This is a genomic window from Bacillus sp. AFS055030, from assembly GCF_002574545.1.
Classification (GTDB): domain Bacteria; phylum Bacillota; class Bacilli; order Bacillales; family Bacillaceae_G; genus Gottfriedia.
The window spans coordinates 1-11,202 of record NZ_NUGT01000056.1 but is presented as its reverse complement, the minus strand read 5'-3'; the positions used below and the strand labels follow the sequence as shown (position 1 = coordinate 11,202).

General features: G+C 31.9%; 11 protein-coding genes. 7 read left to right on the top strand and 4 right to left on the bottom strand.

Annotated elements, in window-relative coordinates; translation table 11 throughout:
* Positions 1–56: 56 nt before the first annotated feature.
* The 3 genes from CN925_RS15845 to CN925_RS15835 form a co-directional block, all read right to left on the bottom strand.
* Positions 57–671, bottom strand: coding sequence for a TasA family protein (locus CN925_RS15845; protein ID WP_098847344.1), 615 nt, complete (start codon positions 669–671; stop codon positions 57–59).
* Positions 672–742: 71 nt separating this feature from the next.
* On the bottom strand, positions 743–1,288 hold the full coding sequence (gene sipW, locus CN925_RS15840) for a signal peptidase I SipW (protein WP_483295210.1): 546 nt from the start codon (positions 1,286–1,288) through the stop codon (positions 743–745).
* Positions 1,289–1,301: 13 nt separating this feature from the next.
* On the bottom strand, positions 1,302–2,108 hold the full coding sequence (locus CN925_RS15835; protein WP_098847341.1) for a DUF4047 domain-containing protein: 807 nt from the start codon (positions 2,106–2,108) through the stop codon (positions 1,302–1,304).
* Positions 2,109–2,603: 495 nt separating this feature from the next.
* On the opposite strand from CN925_RS15835, the gene CN925_RS15830 reads away from it, so the two are divergent.
* The 3 genes from CN925_RS15830 to CN925_RS15820 all read left to right on the top strand — a co-directional run bounded on the left by CN925_RS15830 (position 2,604) and on the right by CN925_RS15820 (position 6,235).
* Positions 2,604–4,058, top strand: a complete 1,455-nt coding sequence (locus CN925_RS15830) for a M4 family metallopeptidase (RefSeq protein WP_286138413.1) — start codon at positions 2,604–2,606, stop codon at positions 4,056–4,058.
* Between the two features lie 235 nt (positions 4,059–4,293).
* Entirely contained in the window at positions 4,294–5,553 is a 1,260-nt protein-coding gene (locus CN925_RS15825; RefSeq protein ID WP_098847339.1) for a helix-turn-helix domain-containing protein, read from the top strand.
* A gap of 154 nt (positions 5,554–5,707) precedes the next feature.
* Complete coding sequence (locus CN925_RS15820) at positions 5,708–6,235, top strand: DUF4183 domain-containing protein (protein WP_098847336.1); 528 nt, start codon at positions 5,708–5,710, stop codon at positions 6,233–6,235.
* A 92-nt stretch (positions 6,236–6,327) separates the two neighbouring features.
* On the opposite strand, the gene CN925_RS15815 is transcribed toward CN925_RS15820, so the two are convergent.
* The gene (locus tag CN925_RS15815; protein ID WP_098847333.1) at positions 6,328–6,711 is read right to left on the bottom strand and encodes a DUF4183 domain-containing protein; all 384 of its coding nucleotides are present in this window, start codon (positions 6,709–6,711) and stop codon (positions 6,328–6,330) included.
* A gap of 408 nt (positions 6,712–7,119) precedes the next feature.
* Between CN925_RS15815 and CN925_RS15810 the strand changes: the two genes are divergently transcribed.
* The 4 genes from CN925_RS15810 to CN925_RS15795 all read left to right on the top strand — a co-directional run bounded on the left by CN925_RS15810 (position 7,120) and on the right by CN925_RS15795 (position 11,075).
* Positions 7,120–7,797 (top strand): response regulator transcription factor, encoded by a 678-nt coding sequence (locus CN925_RS15810; protein WP_098847330.1) that lies wholly within the window; start codon positions 7,120–7,122, stop codon positions 7,795–7,797.
* A complete protein-coding gene (locus CN925_RS15805) occupies positions 7,794–9,182 on the top strand; it encodes a sensor histidine kinase (RefSeq protein ID WP_098847327.1) in 1,389 nt (462 codons plus the stop codon). The genes CN925_RS15810 and CN925_RS15805 overlap by 4 nt, the downstream gene beginning before the upstream one ends.
* Positions 9,183–9,306: 124 nt before the next feature.
* Positions 9,307–10,392 (top strand): ABC transporter permease, encoded by a 1,086-nt coding sequence (locus CN925_RS15800; protein ID WP_098847325.1) that lies wholly within the window; start codon positions 9,307–9,309, stop codon positions 10,390–10,392.
* Positions 10,392–11,075 (top strand): ABC transporter ATP-binding protein, encoded by a 684-nt coding sequence (locus CN925_RS15795; protein ID WP_098847322.1) that lies wholly within the window; start codon positions 10,392–10,394, stop codon positions 11,073–11,075. Before CN925_RS15800 ends, CN925_RS15795 begins: the two co-directional genes overlap by 1 nt.
* Positions 11,076–11,202 lie beyond the last annotated feature (127 nt).

Here is an 11,202-nt window from a genome sequence, read left to right as displayed (position 1 = left end):
TTTTATTTCAACAGTCTGAAAACCACCTAATTATATTTAGGTGGTTTTGAATTTTATTAGTTGCTGTTAGGATCAGTGTCGTCGTGATATGTACTTCCACCAGTTTGAGCATTAAATGTCCAATCAACTTTTAGCTTATCACCTTGGAATTCGTTTTGGTCTTGTCCGTTATCAACAAATTCGAATAATACGAAAATCTTTTCTTTTTGTCCTGCTGCAATGCCGTCTGGGTCTTTTGTACTACCTACAAATTGATTAATTGCTGTTAGATCAGGTGTTTGATTTTGTAAGTCATATAATGTAGTATCAACGATTTCATTTGTAGCACTACTTGTGTTGTACATAATCGTTACTTTAATATGCTTAGCAAAGTCTTCTGAGTTATTCTTTTTTACGTCTTCAACTTGATATTTAGTGTTTAATAAAACTTTGTTTATATCTAGTGTTCCATTGTTTTCTAACGTAAATTCACGATATACTTCATCACCAGGTTTTAAATTGCTAATGTTTACAACAGCATTAGGGTTCATACCTAAATCTAATGTACCTGCTGCAAACGTATTATCAGTTTTAATTGTATCGCTGAAAAATGCAAAGGTACCTCCACTAATTAATGATAAACCGACTGCTCCACTCATTACAACTTGCCCAATTCTCTTAGTAAAACTCATTTCATTTCCCCCTTAAGGTTTATTTATTAAACTCTTAAGCTTTTATTTGTACTTAAGAGATCTAATCAACTTCATCCTGCAGTTTTTTGTTCAAACTCTTTTCTTAATTGGAACAAATTGCGTATTGAAAAAAGAGTTAATAGAATACCTGGAACAATTAACAAAAGTGCAGATCCAGCTTTAGAGCTTACAAAATTTAATGCATAACCAACATATGGAACTGTGAAATTAGAATATTTTCCTACGATATTCTGAGGGTACACTGTCCATAAGTCTTGGGCATTATTGTTATCACCCTTCGTTTTATAAGAAATTTCTCCATTTTTATGATGGACAGCGGCTATTCTATGAGTGATAAGTTTATTGTCCATGTGAAAGGTAACAATATCGCCTTTTTGATATGATGATGGATTTGCACCTAGCTTAATGGCAATAATTGAACCTGTATGAAAAGTAGGTTCCATCGATCCAGATAAAACAGCTTTTAATTGATAGCCTAAAATGGTAGAATCTCCACCTGTAAACCTGGAAGAAATCACAATAAAGGCTAAGAAACACAGGATGACAATAGAAATACTTTTAAAAAAAGTAGCTACAATAGATAAAACTTTCTTCAACATGAGATATCACCTATTCGTTTTGAAATGTATTTACTGAATTATTAGAATTTTGGTTTGGGACTGAATTCGTATCGGGATTCTTAGGGTTCTGGTTCAGAACTGAATTTGTATTGGAATCATTAGAATCCATGCTAGGAACTGAATCTGTACTAGAATTAGTAGAATCCTGACTTAGAACTGAATTAGATTCAGAACTATTCGAATCATTGCTCCGTACAGAATCTGTATCAGGGCTATTCAAACTTTCGCTTGTTTCTATAGAATTTTTAGGTTTACTAAAATCGTTGTTAATCTTTTCTTTACTTTCTTTGAGCTGGGTTTGAATTGTAGCTTTAATAGACGCTATTTTTTGAAGATTAATTGTTTCATTTATTTGTTGGATTAGTTGATTAACAACCCGATATCCCTTTCTCTCGTATTCATAGTTACTTTGTTCAGTTTCAGGAAGTTCATGGATTTGATTGTGATACGAGTTCAATTCCTCGCCAATACTTTGTAAACTCTTAATCTCGTTATTTATTTCTTGTTCCTCATTAAGAACAGTAGTAAGTAAATTTGATAATTCAGAGCTAGTACCATTAATTGATGTCTTTAGGATTGATTTATATAAATGATTAGCTCTTGTTGCATGATCTTTTGCAGCGATTTCTAGTTGTTGGATTGTTTTTGGAAACACAATTGCTGCTGAAACAACTTGTTCTGAAGATGCTTGACTAGAAAAGGTAGCCTCCGTTTGACCAACTGTTTGCATTGCCAAGTAAAATTGAATAGAACATAAACTTACGATGATTGAGACTTTTTTTCTTGCTTGTTTCAAATTTTCACTCCTTTACAAAAGCCCTGTTGAAATTCATTATTGCTCAGTTATCAGAAAATTGAAACCGGGTTATTTTCGGGTCGATTGACGGTAGTTTTTTGTCAAAATTAGTCGCTAATAGGGATAAAAGCTATAAAATCACCTAAAAAAGAACCCGGGTTCGACATATTGATTTAATTTAGAATTTTCTCAATAATAAAAATTGCAATCACAACAAAATTAAATAAGGGGTGAAAGTTTTGAAAATGAAAAAAGAGAAAAGAATGAGAAGAAAAGCAATTCCAGCAGTAATGGCATTAACTGTGGCATTTAGTGGGGGATTAACAACTTTACCTTCATTNNTTTGTAAATGTAAAAGCAAGTGCAGCAACAGTTAATCAAGCGTTAAGTAAGGAAGAGGTTGTAAAAGCATACTTGAATTCTAAGGTAAAAAATCTTGCTAGATCAGGTTCTGGATAGGAACAATTTAAGATTGTAAGTGAAGAAGCTAACAGTGTGACTGATACTTACCATGTCAGAACAATTGAACAATATAAAGGAATTCCGATTTATGGTTCAGGACAAACTGTAGCATTAGACGCAAATAATAATGTATATGCATCATTTGGTGATGTAACTCAAACATTATCTCGCGAAATTATTCCGACTGAAGCAACGATTACTGAGGAAGATGCTGTAGCAACTGCGAAAGAAAGAATCGATTCACAAATCGGAGCTGTTAAAAATTATGATGGAATCGATACACAATTAATGATTTATCCATATAAAGGAAAGTATTATTTAACGTATTTAGTTAAAGCTTCAACTTCTGTTCCAGCACCAGGATATTTCCACTATTTTATAGATGCGACCAATGGCGAAATCATTAATAGTTACAATGCAATTGATAATGTCGATGTGTCAAAACTTACAGTTACTACTGGAAGAGGCTTGGATGTCTTTGGTAAACTGCAAACTTTCCCAGTAGGAAAAGACGCATCAACTGGTTCTAGCTATTTATATGGAGGTTCAGTTACTGGTTCAACTATCGTACCACTAGCAACATTTGATGCTCATCGCATGCCTGAAACTTCATTTATCATTTTATCAGCACTTTTAGGATTTACTGGATTTGAAGTAACAACGACAAGCCCGACAAATTTCTTCTATGACCCTGCTGCAGTATCAGCTCATGTTAATGCTGATAAAGTAAACAAATATTATCAAAATGTATTTAAGCGTAATAGCTTAGATGATAAAGGTATGACTTTAATTAGTACAGTTCACGTTGGTGCTAAATGGAATAATGCAGCATGGAATGGTAAACAGATGTTATACGGAGATGGCGATGGAGTTGTTTTAGGTGCACTTTCTGGTGGGCTAGATGTTATTGGACATGAAATGACACATGGTGTGATTGAAAAGTCCGGCCTAGATTTAACGTATAGTGGTGAGTCAGGAGCTCTTAATGAGTCATTAGCAGACATCTTTGGAACATTCGTTCAAATCTATACAACAAAGGTAAACGAGTGGGAAATGGGAGAAGATGTTTATACGCCAACTAAAGCAGGTGATGGTGGTCTTCGTTCATTAAGCGACCCTGGTTCAGTACGTATAAGCACGAAGTATATGCCTTCAGGTTACTATCCAGATACTTATCAGGATCGATATTTAGGTACTGAAGATAATGGTGGGGTGCATATTAATAGTGGTATTAACAATAAAGCTGCATACTTAATTACACAAGGTGGTACAAATAACGGCTATACGATTACTGGTGTTGGTGTAAATAATGCACAAAAAATTTACTACCAAGCTATGAAATATTTAACTGCCGATTCTAACTTTAAAGAAATGAGAGCATCAGTAATTAGGGCTTCACGTGATTTCTTCCCAGATAAAAATGGAGTACCTTCTGCACAAACAAAAGCTGTTATGGATGCATATTCTTCTGTAGGTGTGTACGAATAACAAAATTAAACCATGAACTAGTTTGCCTGTTCATGGTTTTCTTGTTTTTTTTTTTTTTTTTGTTAAATTTTTCCTATTTATTTTAAAAAGTAGTATGAAAGTAGTATAAAAATACTATGTAATATGATTAATTTTTTCATTAAAATATCCTCATAAATTGTGTGAATAGCATGATGGAAACATAGTTGAATTATTGTATATTGAGTATAAGTTTTTTGGATAGGAGGAGCAATTAATGGTCGAGGGAGAAGTTATAAAATTTTATCGTATTAAAGCCGGACTAACACAAGAAGAACTAGGAAAAGGAATCTGCTCTTCCAAGCACGTAGGAAAAATCGAAAGAGGGAATACATCTTATTCTTCTGAGATTATTACCTTGTTTTCTGAACGATTACAAATTGATATTCGAAAAGAAATTGCTAACTTTGAAAGTCTTGGAAATAAATTGCAAAACTGGCATAAAGCAATTATTAAACTAAGAATGAAAGAAGTTGAATCATTAAAAAAAGAGCTAGAAAAAAGCCTTTTTATCCATTCGTCAAAATATGATGCTTTGTATCAATTACTTCTTGCAAGATATTATCTTTTAAAGAATGACTATAAAAATACTTATACAATTATTTTAAATATACAAAAAATCTATAAAGATCTACCTCCTTTTGAAAGAAATCTCCTTTTGCATGTAATAGGAATTTATTATTTAAATAATTATAATAATTCAAGTACAGAGAATCATCATAAAGCAATACAAACATTAAAGAAGATTGATTTAAAAGAGTACGGAAATCCAGAATATTACTATCATTTAGCAGTAGCATATGGATGGGCCGATTCTAAGGTGATGGCTTATGTATACGCAGAAAAATCGCTTAAATACTTTAAAGATACAAGTAATTATTTACGTGCCATAAATGCTGAATCAATTATGCTCCTACAATCAAGCAACGATGAGCACTTAGACTTTAAAAAATTGAAACAATCATATAAAAATTTGATTCATGATAGTGAATCACTCAATGCACCAGATAAAACGGGAATGTTATTAAATAACTTTGCTTTGGAATATTTTAAACGAAAAGATTATGAAAAAGCTCAAAAATATTATAAAGCAGCATTACAATTGGAAAAAAAGCCATCGGTCATTTATCTTCAACGACTGAACAATTATCTTAAAAGTTCATTTGAAGGTAAATTAATGCGTAAGTCAGCCTTATTAAATAGTGCTCAAAAAGGTCTAATCATCGCAAAGAATTTAAAAAATCAACACTATCAAATTCTTTTTACATTACTAATTTATTTGATTGAGAATAAAACGGATGAATATATTCAGTACATAGAAAAGACAGCTTTTCCATATTTTAAGTCACGTGATCATACTGTTTTCATTAAACGATATGGTAAAGTATTGTATGATTACTATGTAAAAGAAAAGGAGTTTGAAAAGGCAGTCGAAATGTCTAACTTCTTAATAAATCTTATTAAAATCAATAACTAAAGGACTGTTATAAGGCAGTTCCTTAGTTTTAAATAAAATTTAAAAAAATAATAGAATAGTGCATTACATTCTCAATTAAAAACATATATTTAATACAAACTTATTCTCAAAAGTTTAATGTCAATAGATTGAACTTAATGGTAATAGGGGGTGAATGTATATCACTAAGGATTTTTTAACTGACCAAAATTTTGTTATTAATGCAGGAAATATTCCCTCTATACAAGCAGGTACATATTCCACTCGGCCGGACAATCCTAAAACAGGTAGCATTTTTTTAGATACAAAGTATCGTATTTTTTATCGATACAATGGTTCAAAGTGGGAAGCTCTAATTACAAATGTCAATATTGGAGCTTTAGGTTTGTCAGATCCATCAGCTCTATCAACTGCATCAACAACATCAACAACATCTACTCTTTTAAAAACTACAAATCATTTATTTTTCGCCGTATCAGACGGTTTAAGGAAAATTTATACGAGTCGTGACGGAATAGAGGAGTATGGTATAACAACGATCAGGTCACCAGATGAGGTTTCCTATATAAATTTGTTTATTAATGGCATGCTTCAGCCAACTGTAAATTATAAAATTGAACGTGGTAAGTTGACTCTGCTCACGGAAGATATTCCATTAAAAGGTACAATCATAATCATTCAATTTATCTCTATATTTTTTTGATGGTTGATTGATTAGAAGTTATAAAATACACTACTAAATAAAAATAGATTCAAAAAAAGTTCCTTTTTTAGGAACTTTTTTTTGAGCAATTATTATGTTGAAACAGTAATATCGGAAGTCGGTGCAAAACTTACTATTTCTAACACAATTGGAGTGTCAGCTAAAATTCCGTCTCCTCCAGCAGGTACAGTAATCGCTAATGAGCCAACACCCGTTTCTCCAGGAGTATAAGCTGAGATACCACTCATTTGTAAAACACCGTTAATGTAGACATTAAAGTAGCTATTATTTGTCGGTAATGTCGGCAGTGTAGTAACTGCAGCGCCAGTATCAGTTAAAAAGTCAGCTGCGTCAATTGTTAAAGTTGCACTAGCTGCTGTAGAAGTGGTTGTAACATAGAAGAATCTTGAATCTGTTGGGACAGTTTCAATAGTTGAAGAAGCAGAAACTAGAATTTTCATTAGTTGAAGTGCCATTTGGATATGCTCCTTTCTATTATAAATGACTTTTTTCGAAAGGTTGTTGTTTATAAACCGATCTTTAAAACACACAGTAAAAATAGAAGCAATTTGTAAACAAGGTGGGGTTTTTGTAGGAGTAACAGAAAAAAAGTGAAAATTTGAGATACCCTTCCGAGTCAATCCACAGGGCATCTCTTTTAAGGGCAACAAGATTTACGAAATCAGTCATTATAAACTACATAATAATTCTATGTTAAAAATGACAGAAATGTATGGGGGACAAACTATATTACAAAAATTTTTTTAATTATTTAATCATACATTAGTATTTCGGCCCATGAAAAATACAAAAAGGATATTAATATTGAAATATGATATGATTTTTTAAATAATTGTACTAATTTTAAAGAATGGGGTTAAGTTATGATTCGAATTTTAATTGTAGATGATGATTCTCATATAAGGGAGTTACTGAAAATGTATTTACAATCTGAAGGCTATACGACATTTGAAGCGGCTAATGGAGACGAGGCTTCTATATTGCTTGAAAATCAACAAATAAATTTAGCAATCGTAGATATAATGATGCCTGGTAAAGATGGATATCAGCTATGTGAAGAAATAAGAGAGTATTATGATTTTCCTGTAATATTATTAACTGCAAAAAGCGAACTTTCTGATAAAGAAAAAGGGTTTGCAGTAGGCACAGATGATTATTTGACCAAGCCTTTTGAACCAAAAGAAATTCTTTTCCGGATTAAGGCGCTATTAAGAAGATACAATATGATTAGTGCTCAAAAAATAAAACTGAACGAAACGGTTATCGATCGAAAAAGCTATGAAGTGTATTGTAATGGAAAATTACTGATGCTTCCGATGAAGGAATTTGAATTATTGTCTCAATTGGCAAGTTATCCGGATCGACTATTTACACGTGATGAGTTGATCCAATTAATTTGGGGGGCTGATTTTGAAGGTGATGACCGTACGATAAATGTTCATATAAAACGATTACGTGAGAGGTTTTCTACTTTAACGGATGACTTTAGTATAAAAACAGTTCGAGGTGTTGGTTATAAATTGGAGGTCAAAAGAAAGTGAAAACTTTATACATAAGAATTGTTCTCACAATCCTCGGTGTAATGATTTGTAGCAGTTTATTGGCTTTCTTTCTTTCAAACGTGTATTACCACTATAATCTAAAACCTTATAATGATAAAAAATTAACTAAAATGGCTTTAGACGTTGGTACGTTTTATGAAAAAAATAATGAAATCGAATTAAGAAATTACTTAAATAGTATTAGTAAATTGGGATATCAAATTCTATTAGTAGATCAACGAGGAAATCAATCCTTTTATGGTAGTACTTTTAGAGAAAAGAAACTTGATGAAAAAGTGATTGATTCTGTTTTAAATGGGAAGGTCTATCATGGTATTGCCGAATTTCCAACATCATTATTTGTGACCGGTTTTTTTGATAATACTTTGAGTAATACAGTTGGCGTCCCTATTAAATCTAGTAATCAGCATTTGGCTCTTTTTATGCGTCCAAATGTACAGCTTCAATTTGGTGAATTGCGAATTCTCTTTTCCATTCTCCTTCTACTGACAATTGTATTAAGTATCGTATTTGTTCTAGTTAGTACAAGATATATTGTAAAACCGATTACTAAATTAACTGAAGCAACTAAAAAAATTGCAGAAGGAAAATATAATGTTCAATTGCAAATTAAACGACAAGACGAAATTGGAAAACTTGCTAATCACTTTTCGCATATGTCACAAAGATTAGGACAAATTGAAGCGATGCGACAAGAGTTTGTTTCGAATGTATCTCATGAAATTCAATCACCACTTGCATCAATACAAGGGTTTTCACAGTCACTACAAACTGAAAAATTAACCGAAGAGCAAAAGAATCATTACTTATCGATTATAGAAGAAGAAAGTAAGAGAATGTCCTTGTTAAGTAAACAATTATTAACATTAGCTGCATTGGACAAGGAAGAAAGTATAATGCAAAAAACAACCTTTGATGTTGCCGAACAAATTAAACAAGTCGTTTTTACTACTGAATGGAGTTGGAGAAACAAAGAGTTAGCTATTGATTTGGAATTGCCACAAACTTATGTGTTCGCTGACAAGAATCTACTGCATCAAGTTTGGACAAACCTAATGACCAATAGCATTAAATTTAATCATGAAGGTGGGTCAATCTCTATAAAACTGAGTAGTAATGAAGAGACTGTTCAAATTGAATTTCAAGATACTGGAATTGGTATTTCCGAAAAGGATTTACAACAAATATTTAATCGTTTTTTTATTGCAGATAAAGCAAGAAATCGAAAAGAATCCAGTAGTGGATTAGGATTAGCGATTGTTAAACAAATCATTGAATTACATAATGGGCATATAGAAGTAAGTAGTAAAGTAGGCAATGGAACCAAATTTCATCTAACCATACCTAAAATAAAAGAGGTCTGATTTATAATTGTAATCGACTGTTCACCTGTTGTTCATCTAACATTCCTATACTTTAAATTACAAAGAGTGATTCTTTTATTTACACTCTATAAAATTTAGTCAAGTTAAAGGAGATGAATGACAGGTGTTTCTTGCTTTAAGAGAATTCAAACACGCAAAATTACGTTTTTTATTAATTAGTCTAATCATGATCCTTATATCATTTTTAGTTTTATTCGTTTCAGGATTAGCGAAAGGTTTATCTTTTGATAATGCTTCTTCTATTGATAGCATGGCTTCAAACTATTTTGTTTTACAACAGGACTCGGGAAAACAAATTAATCATTCAATGTTAACGGAAAATCAAATAAATGAAGTTCAGAGGTTTGTTGGTGAGGAAAATTCCACTACTTTAGGCGTTCAAATGACTACGTTTCTAAAGGATGGCACATCTAAAAAAATTGATGTTACATTATTTGGAATTGATGTGAATGGATTGGCTGCTCCGAAGGTAATTGAAGGAGATATGATTAATAATTCAACAAAGAATGAAGTTGTAGGAGATATTTCTTTGAAAGAAAAAGGAATCAAACTTGGGGACAGTATTTCTGATCAAATCTCGGGTAGAGAATTTAAGGTTATTGGATTTACAGAGAATCAATCATATAGTCATGCACCGGTTATTCATATGAATTACAAAGAGTGGTCGATGGTGAATAGTAAGAATTCAATGAATGTAATCGCGTTAAAAACAAATGAAAATACTGCAAAACAGATAAATGAAAAAGTCTCTGGTGTAGAAGTAATTAATAAAAATCAAACATTAAAAGGCATACCTGGTTATAAAGAAGAACAGGGTTCTTTACTAATGATGATCGTTTTTCTATTCTTTATCGGGGCATTTGTGTTAGCAGTCTTTTTCTATATCGTTACGATTCAAAAAATCAATCAATTTGGCGTGCTAAAAGCAATTGGTTCAAAAACTAGTTATTTAGCTAAGAATATTATTTTTCAAGTTTTAACACTCACACTTTTAAGTCTATTGATAAGTATTTCAATCACATTTGGATTATCTAAAGTATTGCCAGCCGACTTACCTTTTGTATTTGATGCGCAGTTAATTATCGGAAGTTCATTATTATTCTTAATTGTAGCAATAGTAGGCTCATTAATATCTTTACTAAAAGTAGTAAAAATTGATGCAATTGAAGCAATAGGGAGGGCTTTTTAATGAGTAATAAACTAGTACTAGAAAATATTAGCAAAACATACAATGACGGAGATTCTTTAGCAACAACGGTACTAGATCATGTTTCCATTCAAGTAAAGGCAGGTGAACTAGTAGCAGTTGTAGGTCCGTCTGGCTCAGGTAAAAGTACTTTTCTTTCAATAGCAGGAGCATTACTATCTCCGACTAGTGGGAAAATTTTAATAGACGATATTGAAATAAGTAATCTCCCAGCTAATAAGTTGAATGAATTTAGACTATCTAAAATCGGATTCATTTTTCAAATGTCTAATTTAATCCCATATTTAACGGTTAAAGATCAGCTTCTATTAATTGCCGAATTAGCAGGAATAAAAAACAAAATTGCCGAGAAGAGAGCTAATGAACTACTTGAACAATTAGGATTATCAAAGAGGATGAAAAATTATCCAGAAAATTTATCAGGTGGAGAGAGACAAAGAGTAGCCATTGCCAGAGCACTTATGAATGATCCAGAAGTAATCTTTGCTGACGAACCTACAGCTAGTCTCGATTCTGAAAGAGGAAGAACTGTCGTAGAAATGCTATCTAAAGAAGTGAAGCGAAGACAAAAAGCTGCGATAATGGTTACTCATGATAAAAGGATGCTAGATTTATGTGATCGTGTTGTTTATATTGAAAATGGAAAACTTACTGAACAAATTTAAGGAAGACCCCGTTTTAATTGACGGTTTTTTCTTATTGTACTTTTTAATATTATGGTAATGTAACTTACTCAATAAAAATAATAAAGAACCCGTTCAAATCGATACTTCCTCATAACAGGTTCATGAG